25 protein-coding genes are annotated in these 20,886 nt (G+C 54.6%); 7 read left to right on the forward strand and 18 right to left on the reverse strand.

What is annotated here, in order from left to right; genetic code table 11:
- Positions 1 to 209, forward strand: a 209-nt coding sequence (locus tag GXN74_RS11960) for a TRAP transporter large permease subunit (protein ID WP_162371178.1), incomplete at its 5' end; no start/stop codon positions are given.
- Positions 210 to 318: 109 nt separating this feature from the next.
- Complete coding sequence (locus GXN74_RS14765) at positions 319 to 807, forward strand: methylated-DNA--[protein]-cysteine S-methyltransferase (protein ID WP_162371179.1); 489 nt, start codon at positions 319 to 321, stop codon at positions 805 to 807.
- Here GXN74_RS14765 and GXN74_RS11970 read toward each other — a convergent pair.
- Genes GXN74_RS11970 through GXN74_RS11985 form a run of 4 tightly spaced genes read right to left on the reverse strand, consistent with a single transcriptional unit; the run spans position 804 to position 3,029 of the window.
- The gene (locus tag GXN74_RS11970; RefSeq protein WP_162371180.1) at positions 804 to 1,085 is read right to left on the reverse strand and encodes a DUF503 domain-containing protein; all 282 of its coding nucleotides are present in this window, start codon (positions 1,083 to 1,085) and stop codon (positions 804 to 806) included. The genes GXN74_RS14765 and GXN74_RS11970 overlap by 4 nt on opposite strands.
- Positions 1,082 to 2,044, reverse strand: a complete 963-nt coding sequence (locus tag GXN74_RS11975; protein WP_162371181.1) for a TDT family transporter — start codon at positions 2,042 to 2,044, stop codon at positions 1,082 to 1,084. Before GXN74_RS11975 ends, GXN74_RS11970 begins: the two co-directional genes overlap by 4 nt.
- Positions 2,041 to 2,490 (reverse strand): C-GCAxxG-C-C family protein, encoded by a 450-nt coding sequence (locus tag GXN74_RS11980; RefSeq protein ID WP_162371182.1) that lies wholly within the window; start codon positions 2,488 to 2,490, stop codon positions 2,041 to 2,043. The genes GXN74_RS11975 and GXN74_RS11980 overlap by 4 nt, the downstream gene beginning before the upstream one ends.
- Before the next feature lie 14 nt (positions 2,491 to 2,504).
- Complete coding sequence (locus GXN74_RS11985; RefSeq protein WP_162371183.1) at positions 2,505 to 3,029, reverse strand: DUF2179 domain-containing protein; 525 nt, start codon at positions 3,027 to 3,029, stop codon at positions 2,505 to 2,507.
- Positions 3,030 to 3,228: 199 nt separating this feature from the next.
- Between GXN74_RS11985 and aroE the strand changes: the two genes are divergently transcribed.
- On the forward strand, positions 3,229 to 4,098 hold the full coding sequence (gene aroE / locus GXN74_RS11990) for a shikimate dehydrogenase (RefSeq protein WP_212505794.1): 870 nt from the start codon (positions 3,229 to 3,231) through the stop codon (positions 4,096 to 4,098).
- A 92-nt stretch (positions 4,099 to 4,190) separates the two neighbouring features.
- Complete coding sequence (locus tag GXN74_RS11995) at positions 4,191 to 5,684, forward strand: phosphohexomutase domain-containing protein (RefSeq protein WP_246208705.1); 1,494 nt, start codon at positions 4,191 to 4,193, stop codon at positions 5,682 to 5,684.
- A 177-nt stretch (positions 5,685 to 5,861) separates the two neighbouring features.
- Here the strand turns inward: GXN74_RS11995 and GXN74_RS12000 are convergent, their stop codons facing one another.
- Positions 5,862 to 6,341: a DUF6530 family protein gene (locus GXN74_RS12000; RefSeq protein WP_162371184.1), complete on the reverse strand. Its 480-nt coding sequence runs from the start codon at positions 6,339 to 6,341 to the stop codon at positions 5,862 to 5,864.
- A 201-nt stretch (positions 6,342 to 6,542) separates the two neighbouring features.
- On the opposite strand from GXN74_RS12000, the gene GXN74_RS12005 reads away from it, so the two are divergent.
- Together GXN74_RS12005 and GXN74_RS12010 are read left to right on the forward strand one after the other, a co-directional pair.
- Complete coding sequence (locus GXN74_RS12005; RefSeq protein WP_162371185.1) at positions 6,543 to 7,703, forward strand: IS91 family transposase; 1,161 nt, start codon at positions 6,543 to 6,545, stop codon at positions 7,701 to 7,703.
- Between the two features lie 9 nt (positions 7,704 to 7,712).
- A complete protein-coding gene (locus GXN74_RS12010; RefSeq protein ID WP_162371186.1) occupies positions 7,713 to 7,946 on the forward strand; it encodes a hypothetical protein in 234 nt (77 codons plus the stop codon).
- 160 nt (positions 7,947 to 8,106) lie between these two features.
- Here GXN74_RS12010 and GXN74_RS12015 read toward each other — a convergent pair whose 3' ends face one another.
- From GXN74_RS12015 to GXN74_RS12070, 12 genes are all read right to left on the reverse strand, one after another.
- The gene (locus tag GXN74_RS12015; RefSeq protein WP_162371187.1) at positions 8,107 to 8,841 is read right to left on the reverse strand and encodes a hypothetical protein; all 735 of its coding nucleotides are present in this window, start codon (positions 8,839 to 8,841) and stop codon (positions 8,107 to 8,109) included.
- Positions 8,842 to 8,859: 18 nt separating this feature from the next.
- A complete protein-coding gene (locus GXN74_RS12020; RefSeq protein WP_162371188.1) occupies positions 8,860 to 9,417 on the reverse strand; it encodes a DUF3862 domain-containing protein in 558 nt (185 codons plus the stop codon).
- On the reverse strand, positions 9,407 to 9,760 hold the full coding sequence (locus tag GXN74_RS12025) for a MazG nucleotide pyrophosphohydrolase domain-containing protein (RefSeq protein WP_162371189.1): 354 nt from the start codon (positions 9,758 to 9,760) through the stop codon (positions 9,407 to 9,409). Before GXN74_RS12025 ends, GXN74_RS12020 begins: the two co-directional genes overlap by 11 nt.
- 9 nt (positions 9,761 to 9,769) lie before the next feature.
- A complete protein-coding gene (locus GXN74_RS12030) occupies positions 9,770 to 10,234 on the reverse strand; it encodes a GyrI-like domain-containing protein (RefSeq protein WP_162371190.1) in 465 nt (154 codons plus the stop codon).
- A 128-nt stretch (positions 10,235 to 10,362) separates the two neighbouring features.
- The gene (uxuA, locus tag GXN74_RS12035) at positions 10,363 to 11,448 is read right to left on the reverse strand and encodes a mannonate dehydratase (protein ID WP_162371191.1); all 1,086 of its coding nucleotides are present in this window, start codon (positions 11,446 to 11,448) and stop codon (positions 10,363 to 10,365) included.
- Positions 11,449 to 11,464: 16 nt separating this feature from the next.
- Entirely contained in the window at positions 11,465 to 13,078 is a 1,614-nt protein-coding gene (locus tag GXN74_RS12040; protein ID WP_162371192.1) for a mannitol dehydrogenase family protein, read from the reverse strand.
- A gap of 49 nt (positions 13,079 to 13,127) precedes the next feature.
- Positions 13,128 to 13,808 (reverse strand): GntR family transcriptional regulator, encoded by a 681-nt coding sequence (locus GXN74_RS12045; protein WP_162371193.1) that lies wholly within the window; start codon positions 13,806 to 13,808, stop codon positions 13,128 to 13,130.
- Positions 13,809 to 13,941: 133 nt separating this feature from the next.
- Positions 13,942 to 14,262, reverse strand: coding sequence for an ARMT1-like domain-containing protein (locus GXN74_RS12050; RefSeq protein ID WP_162371194.1), 321 nt, complete (start codon positions 14,260 to 14,262; stop codon positions 13,942 to 13,944).
- A gap of 41 nt (positions 14,263 to 14,303) precedes the next feature.
- Positions 14,304 to 16,127, reverse strand: coding sequence for a DNA helicase RecQ (recQ, locus tag GXN74_RS12055; RefSeq protein WP_162371195.1), 1,824 nt, complete (start codon positions 16,125 to 16,127; stop codon positions 14,304 to 14,306).
- 8 nt (positions 16,128 to 16,135) lie between these two features.
- Positions 16,136 to 16,432: a hypothetical protein gene (locus GXN74_RS12060; RefSeq protein WP_162371196.1), complete on the reverse strand. Its 297-nt coding sequence runs from the start codon at positions 16,430 to 16,432 to the stop codon at positions 16,136 to 16,138.
- Between the two features lie 16 nt (positions 16,433 to 16,448).
- Entirely contained in the window at positions 16,449 to 16,814 is a 366-nt protein-coding gene (locus GXN74_RS12065) for a VOC family protein (protein WP_162371197.1), read from the reverse strand.
- A 13-nt stretch (positions 16,815 to 16,827) separates the two neighbouring features.
- The gene (locus tag GXN74_RS12070) at positions 16,828 to 17,952 is read right to left on the reverse strand and encodes a radical SAM protein (protein ID WP_162371198.1); all 1,125 of its coding nucleotides are present in this window, start codon (positions 17,950 to 17,952) and stop codon (positions 16,828 to 16,830) included.
- A 242-nt stretch (positions 17,953 to 18,194) separates the two neighbouring features.
- On the opposite strand from GXN74_RS12070, the gene GXN74_RS12075 reads away from it, so the two are divergent.
- Positions 18,195 to 19,589, forward strand: a complete 1,395-nt coding sequence (locus GXN74_RS12075) for a flavocytochrome c (protein WP_162371199.1) — start codon at positions 18,195 to 18,197, stop codon at positions 19,587 to 19,589.
- A 56-nt stretch (positions 19,590 to 19,645) separates the two neighbouring features.
- Here GXN74_RS12075 and GXN74_RS12080 read toward each other — a convergent pair whose 3' ends face one another.
- On the reverse strand, positions 19,646 to 20,215 hold the full coding sequence (locus GXN74_RS12080) for a YdeI/OmpD-associated family protein (RefSeq protein WP_162371200.1): 570 nt from the start codon (positions 20,213 to 20,215) through the stop codon (positions 19,646 to 19,648).
- Between the last annotated feature and the right edge of the window lie 671 nt (positions 20,216 to 20,886).

The following is a 20,886-nucleotide window of genomic DNA, read 5'->3' on the forward strand; positions in this document are numbered from 1 at the left end:
GCATCGTGTTCATCCTGAACCTGGCCGTGGGCCTCTGCACCCCGCCGGTGGGCTCCGCCCTCTTCGTGGGCTGCTCCATCGGCAAGATCTCCATCGAGAAGGCCACCAAGGCCCTGCTCCCCTTCTACGCAGTCATGGTGGGGACCCTGCTGCTGATCACCTATGTGCCCGCCGTCGTCATGTTCCTTCCCAACCTGATCATGAAATAACCTCCTTAAACAGACGGCAAAAGCCCCCTCTCGGGGGCTTTTGCCGTCTGTTCCCTTGTGCTATACTGTCCTTGTCCCCGCCATCCCGCTGCAAAGATCGGAGGTTTCCATGCACCATCTGCACCATATCCCCACGCCTTTCGGACGCCTGGGCATCCTTGGGGACGGCCTGGCCGTAACCCGCATCTTCTTCGCCGACCGGGAGCCTGACGGTGCGTCGGCGGCTCCCGAAGATGCCGTCGTGGGGGAAACCCCACTCCTGCGGGAAGCCGCCGCACAGCTTTCGGCTTATCTGGAGGGGCGTCTCATGACCCTTGACTTTCCCTTTTCCTTCCCAGGGGGCACCCCCTTCCAGCAACAGGTCTGGAATGTCCTGCTTTCCATTCCCTATGGGGAAACCCGGAGCTACAAGGAGGTGGCCGCCCTGACCGGCCATCCCGGGGCTTTCCGGGCAGTGGGACAGGCCTGCAACAAAAACCCCCTCGCCCTGCGGGTCCCCTGTCACCGGGTGGTGGGGGCGGACCACAGGCTCACCGGCTATGCCGGCGGCTTGGACATCAAGGCCGCCCTGCTGGAAATGGAAAGGGGCCGGAACTAGCGGATCTCCCTTTCCACCTCCAGCAGCTGGGCCTCGGTGTTTTCCTCCACGAACCGGATGACCTGGTCCATCAGCCGGTCCGCCTGCCCCCGTTCCAGGGCGATGCCCACAATGCCCAGCACCAGTGTCTGGTGGATGTCTTGGGCCTCTATTTCCGCCGCAGCCACCGGCAGCCTGTTCTGGATCTTGGCCAGCAAGGACTTGGCCAGGGACCTTTTTTCCTTCAGGGAATGGACCCAGGGGGCATACAGCTTCAAGGTCACGGTTGGGAGCATCATGCCTGCTCCTCGGCTTCCTGTGGGACCGGAGCCGGAAACGCCTCCTTTTTCAGGAAAAGCGCATACCGCACCAAGGTCTGCAGCACCATGGCTGTGGCCCAGACCTGGAGGAACACAAGGACAGGCTCCAACATCAACATCCCCACGCCTTGGTGGGACTGGGCCAGGTAGGCGCCGGCTCCCTTCCATGCGATTGCCGTGATGACGAAGGGGAAGGTGAAGGCCGATACGCTTGGGTGGAAGGGCTGCCGCAGCAGCCGGGGCATGACAGCCATCACTCCCAGGAAGCCGATGGCGCTGCATACAGCCAGGAAGCCCGCCATGCCCAGGTTTTTTCCCGGGAATGCCGCCAGATAGCCGGCCAGCAGAAGGCTGCCGGGGGCGGCGAAGATGGCCATGGTCGGCAAGACGGGGGCCGGAACCTCCCGGACCTTGACCACCCGGTAGAGCACCACCGGCATCAGGACGAGGTATGCTCCAAATCCGAACCAGAAGGCCGCCCGGGCGGTTCCGGGTTGTCCGAAGGCGGGACCCGTAACGGCGAACACCGCCACACCCACATAGACGACGAACCAGCTGGGGAAGACCTTCCGGATGTCGAAAGCGGCCACATGCTTCCAGGTGAAGGCGGCCAGCAAACCGATGTGGAGCAGCAGGGCGGCCCCCCACAAGCCCAGGGCCGGTCCAGGAAGTACCGGCCGGACATAGGTGGCAAGGACTGCCAGTCCCATGCTGAAGGCCGGCAGCACTCCGGCGACCGGCGGCTGCCCGTATGCAGCCTTCAGTTCCGCCGGAGCGGTGAGGGCCTTTGCCCCTAGAAGGAGCGCCAGCAGGAAAGCGGCCCCACCGAAGGCGGGACGGATGGCCGCTCCATAGGGCAGGAGCATGTTGCCCGCCGCCGCAAGGCCCAGGAGCAGACCCGCCATGGGAAAGGGCATGACCTTCAGCAATCCCCTCATCGCTTCTCCTCCTCTTCAAGGATCCGCTCCGCCACCCAGGCGGCCACTTCTCCTGTGATGCGCACGCAGTGCTCCTTCCTTTCCGGGCTGGCGAATTCGAAATCCTTGACCATCACCCGGCAACAGGTGCTCTTGTATAGGCTCTTCACATGGTCGTGCAGACGGGCCGAAACCGGGAACATCCGCGCGTCCATGGGTTCCCCGTGCCTCCTTCCATAGACCATCCCCAAGGCCATGGCCCCACCGCTGACGGCTCCGCACAGGCATCCGGACTTGCCCAGCCCGATGGGGAAGGCCGAGGCCATCCTTGTGACCTCCGCGGGATAAGGCCATCCCATAAATCCGTTGATGGCGTGGACCACCGCTTCGGAGCAGAAGAATTCCCCCCGTCTGAAATACCCTTCCGCCTGTTCCCTCACTTCTTCAATCCGCAGATCCTTTTCCATTTCCGTTCCCCTTTTCATTTCTTGATGATTCCATATCCGCCGTAAACCGGCTTCACCTCGTTTACCGTGATGACCACTTCCTCCTGATACCCTTTGATCATGTTCACCACTTCCTTCGTCTTCTTTCTGGGCACATGCAGGACCAGCACGTTCCGCTTGTGGTGCATGCCCTCCCCGTCGATGACCGTGACCGCATAGCCGCCGGCCCGCAGGGCGTCCACAAGGTCCTTGCCCTGCTCCTCCTTGGCGATGACCTCCATGCGGGTGGTGCCCAGTCCCAGCTTCTCCTCGAATATGGAGCCGAAAAAGTTGCCCAGGGAGAATCCCAGCGCATAGATGAAAATCTTGATGGGGTCGGCCGTGATGTCCTTCAGCACCGTGGACACCAGGACCACCCAGATGATGATCTCAAAGAAACCGATGATGGCCCCCTTGCCCCGCTCCCCCTTGGTGATCATGACAATCCGTGTGGTGGCTAGGGTCACCTCAAACACCTTGGCCAGCAGTATTACAAGATATAGCAGTATCCTTCCAGTCATCCTCTCCGCCTCTTTTCCATAGGAATGCAGCGTGCTCCTTCCGTAGTGGCCCTCGCATCGCTTTGAATCCATTATAATCCGTCCCCCGGCAAAAGACAAGCTCCCCAATGCCCCAAACGCTTGACATTCCCCAGACCATCCCTTAATATAAACCCTACAAGAATACCGAAAAAATATGACGAGAATCGAGGGAACGAACATGATTGAACGTATCACAGGCCACACAAGGCTCACCGGTTTGCTTGGAAGCCCTGTGGGCCACAGCATCTCCCCCATGATGCACAACGAGTCCTTCCGGCAATTGGGACTGGATTACGCCTATCTTGCCTTCGACGTGGGCACGGACCGTCTAAAGACCGCTGTGGAGGGCTTGAAGGTCCTCAACGCCCGGGGCTTCAACGTGACCATGCCGGACAAGAACCTGATGGCCGAGCTGGTGGACAAGCTGTCCACTTCCGCCGAAATCATCGGGGCGGTGAACACCGTCGTCAACGACGACGGTGTGTTGACGGGCCACAACACGGACGGCACGGGCTACATGCTGTCCGTTAAGGATGCCGGATTCGACATCATCGGGAAGAAGATGACCCTGCTGGGCGCAGGCGGAGCCGCGACCGCCATCCTGGTCCAGGCCGCCCTGGACGGGGTGAAGGAGATCGACGTCTTCAGCATCAAGGACCAGTTCTTCGACAGGGCCCGGCAGACCGTGGACGAGCTGAACCGGAGGACGGACTGCAAGGTCTCCCTGTATGAACTGGGGGATGACCGGCTGCTCCACAAGAGCATCGGCGAGAGCGCCATCCTGACCAACGGGACCTCCGTGGGCATGAAGCCCAACACGGACGCCTGCATCCTCCAGGACACCAGCGTCCTCCGTCCCGACCTGATTGTTTCCGACGTCATCTACAATCCTGAGAAGACAAAGCTCCTGGCCCTTGCCGAAGCGGCCGGGTGCCCCACCTTCAACGGCCTCTACATGCTGATGTACCAGGGCGCCGAGGCCTTCAAAATCTGGACGGGCAAGGACATGCCCATCCCCATCATCAAGGAAAAGTTCTTCACCCGATAGACGCCCCTTTCGGATTTTCCCCAGTGAGAAAAGGTACAATGCATGTGAAGTTGCTGACAAATCTGCGCAAGGATCCAATGGAGGGACTTGATATGGACTATTTCAAATTGCAGAACGGTTCGGACATCCGAGGCGTTGCCCTGGAAGGGATTGAGGGGGAACCGGTGAATCTGACCCATGTGGAAACATGCGGCATCACCCGGGCGTTCATCGGCTGGTTGTCGGATAAGGTGGGTAAAGCCCCCTCCGCACTGACCCTCTCCGTCGGCTGTGATTCCCGGCTGAGCGCCGGGGACCTGAAGAGGGGAATCTTCAGCGGTTGCGGGCAAACAGGGACGAAGGTGCTGGACTGCGGCATCACCTCCACCCCTTCCATGTTCATGTCCACACGATTTACGGAAAGCAACTGTGACGGCGCCATCATGGTCACCGCCAGCCACCTTCCCTTCAACCGCAACGGCATGAAGTTCTTCACACGGGAAGGCGGCCTGGACAAGCGGGACATCAAGGCCATCCTGACCGCAGTGGACCCGTCTGCCGGTTGTCCCGAAGACCGGTCCACCGTAGAGGAATTCGACCTGGTGGACCGGTATTCCCGCCACCTGGTCGACCTGATCCGCACCGGCGCGGGCGAGGCTTCGGCCCAGCCTCTCTCGGGCATGCGCATCGTGGTCGACGCGGGCAACGGGGCCGGCGGTTTCTTTGCGGAGAAGGTCCTGAAACCCTTGGGAGCGGACACCGCCGGAAGCCAGTTCCTGGATCCGGACGGAAGGTTCCCAAACCATATTCCGAACCCGGAGGATGACGACGCCATCCATGCCATCATGGAGGCGACGTTAAGGAACCGGGCGGACCTGGGCATCATCTTCGACACCGATGTGGACCGGAGCGCCGTGATCGACAGGACCGGCAGCGCCATCCACCGGAACCGGCTGATCGCCCTGATGAGCGCCATCGTGCTGGAGGACCATCCCGGCACCACCATCGTCACGGACTCCGTGACATCCGACGGCCTGACAGCATTCATAGAAAAGTCCGGCGGCCGGCACCACCGGTTCAAGCGGGGCTACAAGAATGTCATCGACGAATCCATCCGCCTCAACCGCGAAGGGATTCCCAGCCACCTGGCCATCGAGACCAGCGGCCACGGGGCGTTCAAGGAGAATTATTTCCTGGATGACGGGGCGTACATCGCCACCAAGGCCTTGATCAAATTGGCGCAGTTGCAAAGGGAAGGCAAGGACCTGCCCGACCTGATCGCCGACCTGGAGGAGCCGAAGGACGAAACCAGCCTGCGGGTGAAGATCACTGTGGCGGATTTCGTTCCCTACGGAGAGCAGGTTCTGGCATCCTTCCGGGAATTCCTGGAAGACGACGGCCGCTTCCAGATCGTCTCCCCCAACCACGAGGGAATCCGCGCCAATTTCGCCATCGACGGGAACAACGGATGGGTCCTGCTGCGCATGTCCCTCCACGATCCGGTGATGCCGTTGAACCTGGAGTCCATGCAGGAGGACGGTTGTGCCGTCGTCAGGGAAATCCTCTATGATTTCCTGAAAGGCTTCGACAAGCTGCTTTTGCCGTAAGCCGTAAAAAGGAAAAGCCATCGGTTTTGGTGATATGCTCCCCTTATAGTAGACAGTGAAATAACAAAACTGTTTACGATAAGGGGAGTGTTTTTTTATGGGAAGAAAAATATGCTGCAGCATCTTGGCGCCGTCGTTCTTGTCCACATGGCCCAGAAACCCCTGCAGTTCCAGCGCTCAATACCCCATTTCCTTCAGGATCCGGGAAAGCGTGCTGAGGCGCTCTCCGATCAGCTCCCCATCGTCGCTCAATGCCTGGCTGAAAAGCTGGATGTCCTGATCCAACTTCACATTGTCGGTGCAGACGGACACCGTCATGGCATCCCCCTGCAACCCCACCCGGTCGATGACCGGATTCTCCGGATCGTACAGCTTCTCGTAACGATAGGCGTCCTGAAAATGCAGCCTTGCCCTGCATACCAGAATGGCCAAATCCAGCACCCGGTGCAAGGGCAATTCCTCGGACTGCCTGGACCATTTCTCTCCTGTGTGCCGCCATACCTTGGCGGAGATGTCCACCTTTCCCCGGTCGTTCCACTGGGCCAGCCCCAGGGACAGCCCCTTTGCGTCGGAATTGTAAGCGTATCTTCCATCCACATGCTCGTAGTTCTCCGATACAAAAACCGGTTTATGCTTCAACGTAGTCGGTATCTTCATCCGATCCACCTTCCTTATCAACTAATCTACTTATTTACTAGTTTACTACTTGAATTATATCCTGTTGCCCCAGTCCTGTCAAGATGCGGAACAAAGAGGCTACGCCTCGTTAAAAAGTCGGTTGCTTTAGCAACTGGCTTTTCTTTTGTCCTTCTCTTGCTTTTTGCTTGATTATTTGCTATAACATCTTTGGTGATACTTATGAGCAAACAATCTTTTAAAATCAAAGACATTTTCGCCGACAATTGGGATTCCTTTCTAAAAGAGGGCTACTCCATTCGACAGTCTGTCCTTGATAATGTTGCTAAAATAATTCATTGCGGCGATCCATCCCTTGGCCACGCCCTTTATTATTGCGATAAATGCGGTAACGTGAAATACGTCGGTTTTACTTGTAAAAGTCGCTTTTGCAATTCTTGTGGCTCCAAATACATTCAAGACCGCTCCCTGAGCATTTCCCGCAAGCTTATCCGTTGTCCTCATCGCCATCTCGTTTTCACCATCCCGAAAGAACTTCGTATCTATTTTCGTAAAAATCGCCAACTCTTGAATGTTCTTTTCGAAGCTTCTTCTAATGTCATCCTTTCTTGGTTTCATGACCTTAATAAATCCGAATCCTTTAAACCGGGATTCGTTTCAACTTTACACACTTTCGGTCGTGATCTGAAATGGAATCCTCATATTCACATGCTTCTTACTGAAGGGGCTTCAGGAAATTTTACCGTCTGGCGCAAAGTATCTCATATCAGCTTCATCGCTCTTCGCAAACGTTGGCAAGCTGCTTTGCTCGATATTCTATCCAAGCATTTGCCTGCTTCCTTTTATACTTTGAAAACTTTTCTCTTCCAGAATTATACGGATGGCTTTTATGTCAACGCTCCTAGAAAAGATTATTCCAATCCTTTGGAAACCATCAAGTATATCATTCGCTATACCGGTCGTCCTGCTATGGCACAGTCTAGAATCTTAGATTATGATGGTTCTTATGTGACTTTCTACTATGATCGTCACGAAGATAACCAGCGTGTCGAAGAGACTATTCCGGTTTTCGAATTCTTCAAACGTCTTATCATTCATATCCACGATCATCCGTTTAAAACAATTCGTTATTACGGTCTCTATGCCAAACAATACAAGCATTCCAGGCAACTTTATCCTATGCTTTCTCCCAATCAGCGAAAGTTCTATGAACGTCACTCTGATTGGCGTTCCCGTCTTCTTTTAGCCTTCAATATCGACTGTCTTGCTTGCTCTCATTGTGGCAATACAATGAAACTTCTGGATATTTTTATTTCAGATGGAACGAACCCTTATCTTGCAAATGCACCTCCTGCTTCGTATAATGTGCTTAGTATGCACTAGGAGGTCACTATGAATATTTTAGAAGGTTTTTCCAAAAACGACGATCTTGTGGAGTTCGTCTGCAAAAAATGCGGTTACTCTCTCTGGGTTCCCCGTTTCATTGTTCAACAACTAGAAGAAGACAATATGTTTGATGGTCTTGACCCATCAGTACCACCTCAACCCGATTGCCAGGTTTGTGATGGCATTATGACTCCAAAAAATTATACAGGTATTCGTGGTGTAACCTACAAATACGAATAATCATTCTGTCAACGATAATCCTTGGCCTATTTTTAATGCCTTGGATTATTTTTTGTCCAAAAACCTCGTTTGATAGGAAAGTAGCACTTTCCTATCAAACAAAAAAAGAAGAAGCCATGCTTCTTCTTCAGGAGTGGTACGGTGGGAGGGGTCTCCATGCCTACCGTATGCCGAAGATTTCCTTCGCCCGCAGATAGTCCTCCTTCACCCGGACGGAATAGCCGAACTTCTTCCCATCTTCCCTCTCCAGGGAGACGGCATAGGTGGAGGGGAAGGTCTTGGCGGCCTTCAACTCTTCCCGGCGCATCAGGCGCATGGCCCTCCCCTGTCGCAACACCTCCTCCAAGGGAAGGTCCGCGAGCATTTCCTGCAGCCTTACCCCAATCTCCCCATAGGCCGTCGTCCACTGCCATTTACCGATGTCCATGCCCGCCACCACCTTGTCCGTTCCAGCCAAAGGGACGGTGAGCGCCCAGATGGCCTTGTTGGTGATGAGCAGCGCATTCTCCGGTGTCAGGACCTCCCCCGTACCGAAAGCAACTGCGCTCCTGGTTGTTCCGTATCGCATGACCGCAGGAATCGCATCCACCAGCTCTTCCCCGGGATCCAGTTCCACCTTGCCGGGCACTGGTTCGAGCGGCACATCCAAATCCACGCTTCCTATCTTTTTCAGCCATTTCACTTCCGTGAACACCATGCCGATTGCCGCAACAAGCATGGCCGCGCCGATGTACCAAGGCATTCCGATGGACACGAGGAAGACTGCGAGGATAAGAAAAAACAAGGAAAAGCCGATCCCCCTCACCAGCCTGAACAACCCTCCCGCCCTTCCAGCCTTCCGGATGTTCCTTGCCAACTGGTCAGCTCCGTTTTGCTGCCGTTCCTTCCGTTCCATGGCACCCCTCTCCCTCCATCACTTGAGCATGCTGTCTGTTTTCTTGATGACTTTCCCATCCAGCAGGGTGACGCTGATTCCGCCGCCATCGTCGTTGTCCCAGCCCATCATGACCTCTTCCCGGCCGTCGACAACCACAAGCATCCTTTCCGTTCCAGGACCCAGGATATCGACGACTTCCTGCATCTCCATGCCTTCCCCAATCTTGTCGAACATGGCCGCGGTCACCGCCTTCTCCCCTTTCAGCAAGGGTCCCAGGTGCGCCTGGCCCTTTCCAGTCATCGCATCATCGTAGAATGTGACGCTGACCATGCTCCCGTCTTCGTTTGTCCACTGGTATTGTTTGAGGCGGTCGTTGTCGACCATGGCTTCCCCGGGGTTACCCATAATGGTCTCCACTTCCCCGTAGCTTTGCCCTGGATTGATCCGGGCATACTTTTCCATGTTGTACATCCGGCTGTCACTGGCAACCGCTTCCGGTTCCGCGTTGCCGTTTCCTACCTGTTTGTCTCCGGACGGACTGCAGCCCGCCAGAACAAGACACAGGAGCACCAGCAGAATTTGCCTATTCTTCATCCCCGTTCCCTCCTAAGTTCTTCAATGTCCATCTGCCCGCATCCCGGGTGTTGAACTTGTGCATCATCCCGTGGAACTCCTCCTCCAGGTCGATGTCCAGGGAATTTGCGAAACAGGCCAGGATGAAGAGACAGTCCGCCAGTTCCATGCCCACGGTATTCTCCTCCTCTTCCTTCCTCTTCGGCTTTTCCCCATACAGGTGGTTGATCTCCCGGGCCAGCTCCCCCGTTTCCTCCGCCAGCCTTGCCACCAGTGCCAGGGGGCTGAAATACCCTTCCTCGAACCGGGAGATGTAGTTGTCCACCTCCTGCTGCAATTCCTTCAGTGTCATCTCCTTTTCCATCCGATCCCCCTATTTCCGGACCACAGGCAGCTCTACGCGGGTCACCAGATCCATTTCAGGAACCTCCACGGGGGAGTTGACGTAGAATTCGTAGTACACACCCGTGGACACATAGTTGTTGTCCTCAATCCATTGGAACATGTTTTCATACAGCTTTTCCATTGCAGCATAGGGACCCCTGTGCCTGCTGGCGACCACCAGCCCCGCCGGTATCTCCCCTGCCTGGATGTTGTCCCTTCCAGGAAGCGGCTTCGCCACCGGAAACCCCATCTCCACATCAATGTTCTGCAGGTCCAGACTGCGGTACGCGGTGAAGGGGATCCCTGCCGGCTGCTCCCCCAGTTCCCCAAGATAGGCCGCAATCCTTCCATAGCATTCCCCGATGGTCGAGGGCAACGCCTCCATGGTGACCGTGGTCCTGATCGACAGGGTGGGCTGCTGCGCCCTTTCTTCCAAACCGATTTTCCATTCCATCGCAAACACCTCCTTGCCTTGATTGTACTCCATATGCCTGTGGAAGGAAAGTGGAACTTCCCTAGTTGTCTGCCCTACAAAAAAAGGCTTCCCATCAATTCCTGATGGAAAGCCTTTTTCAATTTCCTTTATTGGTTCGCCTTTTCGGCCTTGAATTTGTCAAGGCTGTCCCAGACGCCGAGCATGTACATCACGCCCATGGCCCTGTCGTAGAGGCCATATCCGGGACGGCAGTCCTTCTCTTCTCCCCAAAGGTGTCTTCCGTGGTCCGGCCTTACGTATCCCGTGAAGCCGTTGTCATGGTAGGCCTTCAGCACTTCGTACACGTCCACGTTCCCGTCTTTGCCACGGTGGGAAACCTCAATGAAATCCCCGTTCTCGAAGACTTTCACGTTCCTGATGTGGGCGAAGTGGATCCGGTTGTGGAACTCACGGATGATTGCGGGGATGTCGTTCAGCAGGTTCGGTCCCAGGGAGCCTGTGCACAAGGTGAGGCCGCTGTAGGGGCTGTCCACCAGGTCGAGGAATCTCTTGATGTGGTCCCTGCTGCGGATGATCCTAGGAAGTCCGAAGATCGGCCACGGTGGATCATCCGGATGGATGGCCATCTTCACATCGTACTCCTCGCAAGTGGGGATGATCCGCTCCAGGAAGTACTGCAGGTTGCCGAAAAGGATGTCCTCTGTGATGCCTTCATAGGACTTGAACAACTCGTCCAGCTTCGCCATCCGCTCCGGTTCCCAGCCGGGCATGGTGAATTTTCCAGCACCCTTCAGAATCCTCTGGGCCATCTCGTTCGGATCGTGTGTGATGGCATCCTTCTCATAGAAAAGCGCGTTGGATCCGTCCGGAAGCTCCTTGTAGAGGTCTGTCCTCGTCCAGTCGAACACCGGCATGAAGTTGTAGCAGATCACCTTGACACCAGCACGGGAAAGCTTCTTGATCGTGTCGATGTAGATATCGATGTACTTGTCCCTGGAAGGCAATCCCAGCTTGATGTCGTCGTGGACATTCACGCTTTCCACAACATCCCCGTTGAAGCCTTTGCTTTTGATCAGGTCCATGACCTCTTTGATGCGTTCTTCTTCCCAAACTTCGCCCGCTACCTTGTCGTGCAGGGACCATACGATGGTCTCCATGCCCGGTATCTGGCGGATATGGTCGAGGGTGATCGAGTCATTGCCCTCTCCATACCATCTCCATGACATTTTCATGGCGTACCTCCTTCTATCAGCCTACATATTTCTCCAAGGTTTTTCTGACCGCACCTTTGGAAGCTACCAGTTCCGCAAAATACCCTTCCACAACTTCCCCCAAACCGACTTCATAGAGGTTGACCCCGAAGATCTTCTCGTCGGAAAGGATCGGTTTCAGCTGTGCGCTGAAGGGACCTGCATCCCCCAAACGGATTCCCTCCAGATGGGGCTTCACTTCACCCAGCATGGGATCCGAGCTCAGCTCCATTTCCTTGCCTTCATCGTCGACACCCATCAGGTATCTGCACCATCCGGCCAGAACCAGGGGAATCACCTTCAGGTCCTTCACATCCAGGTCCGCACTCCTGTCGTACGCTTTGATCGTCTCTCCGAACCGGATGCTCAGCTTCTGTGATGTGTCGGTGGCGATCCTCTGGGGTGTGTCCGGCATGAAAGGATTGGGGAACCGCACCTGGATGACTTCATCGATGAAGTTCTTGGGTTCGATGATGCCGGGATGTACCACAACCGGCAGACCTTCCACGTAACCGACCTTTTCCACCAGGGCCTTCAGGGAAGGATCTTTCATCTCTTCCGAAATCAATTCGTATCCCAGCAGGCATCCGTAGATGGACATGGCCGTATGCAAGGGGTTCAGGCAGGTGCAGACCTTCATCTTCTCCACCTTGTCCACCGTCTCCCTGTCCGAGAAGATGACGCCTTTATCCTTCAGCACGGGCCTGCCGTTGGGGAATTTGTCCTCGATGACCAGGTATTGTGGCTCTTCCGCATTGACGAAGGGCGCCACATAGGTGTTCTTGGAGGTGATGATGTCGTCCACATCCTCAAACCCTTCTCCGCGCAGCATCTCCTTGACGTTCTTGTCCGGTCTGGGTGTGATCTTGTCGATCATGCTCCAGGGGAAGGAAATGCTCTTGGGATCCTCCAGGTAGGCCACAAAGCCCTGCTCGACGAGTCCCCTTTTTTCCCAGTTCTCCGCATAGGCAAGGACCGCGTCGTGCAGCCTCGTGCCGTTGTGGGAGCAGTTGTCCATGCTGACCAGCGCCAGGGGCAGCTTCCCTTTAAGATATCTTCCGTAAACCAGGGCCACAAGCTTGCCGATGTAGCTGCCAGCGGCTGCGGGGCCCGCCTCGAAGTCGCCTGCGACGGCGGGATAATACTCTCCCTTGTTGTCCTGCAGGTTGTATCCCTTCTCCGTGATCGTGAAGCTTACCATCTGGAGGCTCGGATTCTGGAAAATCTCCTCCAGCCTGCCCCAGGCCGACTTGTTCGTGGGGTCGACCGGCAACGCTTCCATCACGCTGGCGACGACGGTCTTGCCGACTTCCCCTGTGGATTTCAAGGTCACCAGCAGGCTCAGGTTGTCGTGGGGGACATACATCTTTTCTATGATTTCGTAGTCGAAGCCCTCAGCCACCACGATTCCCGTGTCGGCCACACCCTCGTTCAGATTGTTTTGGTTCACATTGGCCAAGAACGCCCTGAAGATGTTGCCCGCTCCGAAATGGATCCAGTTGGGGTTCTTAGCCGTGTTTTCTTTGACGGCTTCATAGTCGAACCCGGGCAGAACATAGGACTTTTCTTCCCAAACCGATTTCTCCTTGATTCCTTCCAAAGTCAATTTCATCCCATCACACTCCTTTTATATGCTTTGTTTACATTTGCTGCCGCCCGAGTCAATCCTCCACCAGGTACTTCGCATACTTCTTGCGGATTTTCTCCTCGTCGACCTTGTACCTGGTCAGATGCTTGGTGACCAGACGCTTTGCCATTTCCTTGTCCTTCATCTTGATCGCTTCGACGATGGCTTCGTGGTCCGTAACGATCCTGTCCAGATTGCTGTCGCTGAAACCCAGGCGGCGCACCCTGTCGAAATGCACGCCTGTGTCCTTGATGATTTTATAGACAAACTCTTTTCGTGCAGTCGTATACAGCAGCCGGTGGAATTCATTGTCCAGTTCCATGAACCTGTCCGAATCGCTGTGGTTGATGTATTTTTTCTGCATGTAGAGAATATCTTCCATTTTGCTGATGTCCTCGGGTGTCGCATGCTGGCAGGCTTCCTGTACGATTTCCTTCTCGATGCTCAGCCGGATGAACCTGGACTCCTCGATGATCCTGTAGTCGATCTTGGAAATCATGCTTCCTCGCTGGGGAAGGATGATCACAAAATTGATCTTGCTAAGTTCGATCAGCGCCTCCCTGACGGGCGTTCGGCTGACCCCCAGCTTCTGGGCCAGTTCGCTTTCACTGACGATGGCTCCCGGCTCCAGATCGATGGAAATGATGTTGTCCCGGATTGCCCGGTACGCATAATCCCTTGCCGTTTCGGTATTCAGTCTTTGGGGAATGATCATGTTCTTCCACCCACCTTCATCGGGACAATTCCTGTTGCATCCGCATCTCCGTTAGCTAGTATACTAGTATGTTACCATGAGGTAATGTTCTTGTCAACCGTTTTTTCCAAAAAAAATCCGACCTTTCGGTCGGTCAAATTCCTCTTCTTTTCTTGAACACGTACTCGTTCAAATCGACATCCAGCGCACTTGCAATCCTGCGGCATTTTGCCTTGAGCAGGAAGTAGATTTCCCCCGGCGGATCCGACAGGGCTTCATAATTCCCTTGGCCCTTGCTGACCACAAATACCCAAGGCCAATCCCACGATGCCCAGTACCGTAAACAGGCTGGGGCCGTCTTCAGGAGAGCCTTCCCGGCGAATTTGAATGCCATTTTTGTTTTTTCCCTGCTCCTGACAAAAGATGCCGCCAGGCAAATGCCCAGCATGCTGTAGATTGCAATCAGCGTTGCCATTCGAACCACCGTCCATTCCATCGCAGATGATCCCGTGACCACTATCCTCCGTACGCCCGGATTCCCTCCAGGAAAATAGGGCCGTAGCTTTCGAATTTCTTCTCCCCCACACCCTTGACCTCCAGCATCTCCTCCCGGTTCCGGGGCGCGGCTTGCGCCATTTCAAGCAGCGTTGCGTTCCCGAACACAAGATATGCCGGGAGTTGCCTCTCCTCCGCCAGCTTCTTCCGGATGGATACCAGATGGGCGTACAGGCCGCTGGCGGCTTCGGACAGGCTTCCGTCTTCCCGGCTGCGCCTGGGCTTCCCTTTTTTGCCCGGCTCGGCCGCATCCAGCCGCTCCTGCCTTAAATGGAATCGCGCTTCCCCCTTCAGGAGCTGCCTGGAGGCCTGTGAAAGCGCCAGGGTCGGATACGCGCCTCCCGCCATCTGGACGAATCCCTGGGCGATCAGGTGCATGATGATTTCCTTGATCAGGCCCTCCGACCGGTCCGCCATGATGCCGTAGGTCGACTGCCCGTCCAGTCCCAGGTCCTGGATCCGCTTGTCCTTGGATCCCCGCAGCACCTTGATGATGGTGCCGGCACCATACCGCTGGTTCGTCCTGTAGATGCAGGACAGGATCTTCTGGGCCTCTGTGGTCATGTCCACCTGTTCCGATTCGTCCAGACAGTTCCCGCATCTTCCGCAGTTCTCCACCTCCTGGGACTCCCCGAAATAACCCAGGATCGATGCCCGAAGGCATTCCTGGGTGTGGCAGTGGTTCACCAGCGTCTGGAGGTTGCCCCGCAGCAGGTCGTCCCTGTCCGTTGCGCCCATCTCCGCATTGTTCGCGATGATCAGCTTCTGCTTGACGATGTCCGCGGGGGAATACAGGAGGATGCACTCGCTGTCCCCCCCATCCCTGCCGGCCCTCCCGGCTTCCTGGTAATAGGCCTCCATGTTCTTCGGCATGTTGTAGTGGATCACGAAACGCACGTCCGGCTTGTCGATCCCCATGCCGAAGGCATTGGTCGCCACGATGATCCTGGTCCGGTCGAACATGAAATTCTCCTGCACCGCCTTGCGCTGTTCGCTCTCGAATCCCGCATGGTAGGCCTCCACCGAATGCCCCTTCTTCTGCAGCTCCTTCGCCAGGCTCTCGACCGCCTTCCTGGTCGCGCAGAAAATGATGCCCGCCCCATCGGGATGCTGACCTTCCACGTAGTCCGCCACATACCGCAGCTTGTTCTGGGGCTTCGCCACCTTGTAGAAGAGGTTGGGCCGGTCGAATCCGGTGGCGACCTCATAGGGACTGTCCAGCTCCAGCAGGGACTTGATCTCTTCCTTCACGAACCGGGTCGCCGTCGCCGTGAACGCGGCCACAGGGGGCCTTTGGGGAAGCTTCCGGATGAAACGGGGGATTTCCTTGTAGCTCGGCCTGAAGTCGTGCCCCCACTGGCTGATGCAGTGGGCTTCGTCCACCGCCACCAGGCTGATCCTGATCCGGCTTGCGATCGCCAGGAAATCCCGGGTATCCAGGCGCTCCGGCGCCACATAGACAAGCTTGCACCTGCCCTCCAGTATGGCTTCCTCCCGCCTGGAAAGCTCCTCCGGGGAAAGCGAGCTGTTGATGTAGGTGGAGGGGACGCCGTTTTCCAACAGGCCGTCCACCTGGTCCTTCATCAGGGAAATCAGGGGGGAAACCACGATGGCCGTCCCCTCCGACAGAAGGGCGGGCAGCTGGTAGCAGATCGACTTCCCCCCGCCCGTGGGCATGATGCCCAGCACATCCCTGCCCGACAGGATTTGGTCGATCAGACCCTCCTGCCCCTGACGGAACGTGGTGTAACCGAAATGCTTCTTCAAGGCCTGCCTTTTATCCATGGGCACGCTCACGCCTCGACCGCTTCCAGGTCCCTGCCGGCCTCCAGGTCCAGCTTCGAATTCCGGAAGTAGAGCAGCAGGTCGATGCCCACCATCACAAAGTTCAGGATGTAGAACACGATCACATAGTTGATCCGACCGCCCAATAGCTTGGATGCGATCCCGCAGGCGTATCCGGACAGGATCAGGCAAAGGAAAAACAGGCTCTTCCCTTTGGCCGTCCTTGCATTGTAGGACTTCATAATCGACATCGGCCAGGAGAAGCCGAAGCTCAAAACCATCATCACTTCAAATATTTCTGCCATAGCTTTTCTCCTTCAATCATCCCTTCGGGAAAACCCGCAGCTGCACCGACACTCCGTTGGGGTCGTACACATAGAAATACCGCGTCTGGTCACCCGGATCCTGGATGGGGGAAGGGTTGAACCCCTTGTCCTGGACAAGCTTGTGCATTTCATCCAGCTTGTCCGTCTCGAAGCAGATGAAGATGCCTTTCCCTTCAAATTTCTGGCCTTCCGGCATCCAGATGAGCTCGATCTCCGTCTCCCCGTCGCCGTTCGTCAGGAATGCCAATTCCCCGGGTTCCGCCTTGATGCGGCGGGAAACCGCAAGTTCCGTGACTGTCTCGTAAAACCTGATGGATTCTTCCAAATCCCTGACCCTCAAGGCCACATGTTTGATATGCATAACCGTCTCCTTTCTAAAAAACCATCTCGCCTGGCCTGTAGCCGTCAGGCAATTCCTCTTCACTCAAAAACTTGAACTCCCCGTCCCGCAGGATCGGCAGGAACACTTCGTAAGGCATCCTGGTGAACTCGCAGGCATAATTGCTGTTCCCGAACCACCGGCCCTCTTTGCTGCCCAGATTCAAGCCCCGGGCGAATTTCGTATCGTTCGAGCAATCATGGACCGCCAGATCCCAGCCTTCCTCATCGGCTATCTTCATGAATTCCAGCGTCAATTCCCTGCTCCAGACCGGTGATATGTAGCCATGTCTGGAGATGTACATGTTTTCCCCATGATAGTTGCCAATGTTGTTCGCATTCAGATGCAATTCCGCACAATTGATGAAATCGAGCTTCGTATCCAGGATCGCTTCCTTTTTTATGAAAAACGCCTGGAAAAACTCCGGAGTCATGGGGGTTTCGATGCCTACATGCTTGATGAACCTTTTCGCCAACCCGATATTCTCGATGACCTTGTCCGAGCAATTGGAGGCCCCCAGGTTGAACCGGATCTCGTCAAGGCCGGCCTCCCCCAGCGCCTTCAACGTCCCTTCCGTGGCCAGGGTGCCGTTCGTGTACAGATGCTGATGGATCCCCGCATCACTGAATTTCCTTATGACCGGATAGTACTTTTCGATTTCCATGAACGGCTCCAGATAGACGTAGGAGATGCCGGTGGGTTTCTGTTGGATGGAAAGGAGCAGGTCGATGTCCTTCTCATGAAACTTTGTGCCTCCGATTTCCCACATGCCTTCTCCAACCGGAGGGATCTCATCCAGTTCCCCATAATTGTAGCAGAACTTGCACACCAGGTTGCATTTGTTCGTTTTCCTGATTGCGCTCAACCCGGTCCCCAGCAGACAGGACCGGCATCCATTGGGGAATTTCCGTTCCTTTCCCACAAAAATGGTCCGGTTCTCCAACGTCTTCAAGCCTTTGATTTCCGACAGCAGCGCATCGTTCCTGTGGTCGATTGCCGCCTCGATCTGCGCAAAGGTAGCGTAAATGATTTCTTGCTGCCTTGTCTCGATTTCTTCCTCTTCCGGCAACATTGAAAAAAACTCAAACCATGTCAACGCGTCTTTCTTTGAAATTTTCATAACATGACACTCCTATGGTCAATTCTCTTGATGGCTCCCCTGCAATCCAACCAACGAACGCTGGTCTTTGAACCTTACCGCAAAACCCGGGCTCTGTCAAGACTGTGGTCCGCATGGCAAGCTTCACGTCATGCCGATATCGGAATGATGTTTACAATATTCCGACATCGGTATATAATTTTTCGTGAGGTGGTTGCTGATGAACTGTTTTTGTTGAAGGTCTGTTTGGAGTGGAGGTTCGTATGGCAAAAGAAACCCAATGGAATGAACAGGTCGACGTGCTTGTGGTAGGCAGTGGCTTTGCAGGGCTTACAGCAGCCATTGAAGCCCGTGAATCCGGAAAAAACGTGGTGGTCATCGAAAAAATGAAAAGCGCGGGAGGCAACTCCATCATTAGCGATGGAGGGATCGCGGCACCCGATACCAAGCTGCAAAAGAAGTGGGGCATTGAAGACAGCGCGCAGATGATGTATGACGACATGCTAAAGGCCGGCCTTGGACTGAATCATCCCAGACTGGTGCATGCTGTCGTATCCAATGCAAGAAGTGCCTTTGAATGGACCATCGACACCCTCCATGTGCCCTATTTGGACCGGGTTGACCTGTTCGGCGGTCACAGTGTGGCTAGGTGCTATACGCCAGAAGGCGTAACCGGCGGTACCATTCTCAAAAAGATGCTCCAACGAATCGATGAATTGGGGATCCCCATTCTTTACAGCACTTCTTTTCGATCCATCATCACCGATGCAGAAGGCCGCGTGGTCGGCGGCGCTGTCTTGAAAGAGTATGACTATAAGACAGATGCAGGCATTCCCGCCAACATCCGGACCCGAAGGGGCATCCTGCTGGCCTCCGGAGGCTATGGGGCAGATGTGGTCTTTCGGTCCATTCAAGACCCGCGGCTGGATGAAAAAATCCAGACGACCAACAAGCCCTTTGCGACCGCAGAGGTTTTGAAATCGGCGTTGAAGATTGGCGCCGCATCGGTTCAGCTGTCGCATATCCAGCTTGGAGCCTGGTCGTCGCCAGACGAGCATGGTTTCGGACATGGTCCCCTTTTCGCGGACTATATTTTGTTTCAATACGGTATGATCGTCGATCCCCATACGGGGAAGCGGTTTGTCAATGAATTGGGCGACCGCAAGCAATCGGCGGACGCCATTTTACGTATAGGACACCCTTGCATCGGGATCGCTGATGATAAGGCCGTCGCATGCTCCGGTTGGGATCTATCCAAAGCCGTCCGAAAAGGTGTGGTGAAAAAATTCGGCTCCATGGAGGAACTGGCAGCCGCTTATGCCTTGGATGCCGAGACCCTTCATGCATCCGTCGACCGCTACAACGGTTTCGTACGAAAGGGTGTCGATGATGATTTTCGGAAACCTATCGTGGAGGAAGCCTCCCCCATCGTAAAGGCGCCCTTCTACGCCATGCGCCTATGGCCTAAGGTCCACTTCACCATGGGGGGCCTGTCCATCAATGAAAGGGCGCAGGTTCTGGATTTCAACGGCAATGCCATCGATGGGCTATATGCAGCAGGTGAAGTCGCCGGCGGGGTTCACGGAGCCAGCCGTTTGGGAAGCTGCGCCATTACAGAATGCATCGTTTTCGGAAGAATCGCCGGACAGAACATCTGAAAGCCTTTGGCAACTGAGAAGAACAATTAGGTGTCATGCTTTTGTAACGGGGCCAGCTATTCGTAATATTTCTCAATGCCCCCAAAGCCTATCATCTTGTTCTTTCTTGTTTTCTGGATAAAGTTTTTGAGTCTTTTATCAAATTCCTCCGGGCGCTTTCGGGCGCTTTCAATGTATGCAATCCGAATGCGTCTGTATGCCGGTGGAAAAGTCTGAAAATGCTCCCAGACTTCTTCATCCGCTTTCAAGGCTATAACTATGTCCTCAGGAAAGACAAAGGTCTCTTCTGGTATGTGCCTGACCGATTCGATAATCGACGGATGAACCATGCTGTTTTTCAACAGCCACTTAATCCGTTCTTTGTTGGGCTGGGAAAACCCGCTCTTTGGTTTTCTGGGTGTGAAACGCTGCATGCTGCTGTTTTCATCCAATGAACGAACCGTACTGTCGATCCATCCGAAGCATAGAGCTTCCTCCACAGCATCATTGTATGCAATCCTTGGCTTGCCACTGTTTTTGTGAGGATAGATCAGCCAGACCTCCTGCTCTTTTTCAAAGTTCTGTTCTAGCCAATGACGCCATTCTTTTCTATCGGAAAAATAGACTGTCTTTATAGAATCTGCCATTCTCTCTCCTTCTTCCCCTGCTTCCTTAATTATACGAAATTATACTGACTGACAAATTGTCATCTATGGAGGATTCATAACCTCTTGACTTTTTTTTGCAATCATCCTTTTTATTTTCTCATAGGAAGGTGGCGGGCCTGTTTGAACTTCCTTGCCATCGATGAACAGTGCATCTGACAGTCCCCACTCAAGCAATGTCTTCCGATCCGATATATCATATTCCTGGAAAATCACATCATCTCCAAATTCTTCTACGGCCCGTTTTGCTCTTTCGAAGACGATACCAAGGCTCTTTGTGCATCAAGGTCTTCTCAATAAGAAGGGAGTTGGCCCTTCCTCGCCAAAGGGGTCTGGCCCTGTCTACAGTCCCATCTATCCATCTACCTGCCTGCTCTTTCTCTGCCCTTGACATCAATACTACCGTCTCAACATGTAATAGTTAGGCTATTCTACATTTTTGATAACACTGTGAAAATGCCGTATTTAAGCCAGTTTAATGTCTATTCTAACCACTAAACAATCCTTTTTCGATTAGGCTATTTTAAACCTGCATTCCCGGATTTTTATACCAATGATTATACGAAAACCATTGAAAACACTGGGTTTTGAGGCGGTTTTGCATTGACTTTTGACCCATTCATTGGTATAATTATACCAATGAATGGAGGTGC

Source organism: Anaerotalea alkaliphila (genome assembly GCF_010179735.1).
Lineage (GTDB): Bacteria > Bacillota > Clostridia > Lachnospirales > Vallitaleaceae > Anaerotalea > Anaerotalea alkaliphila.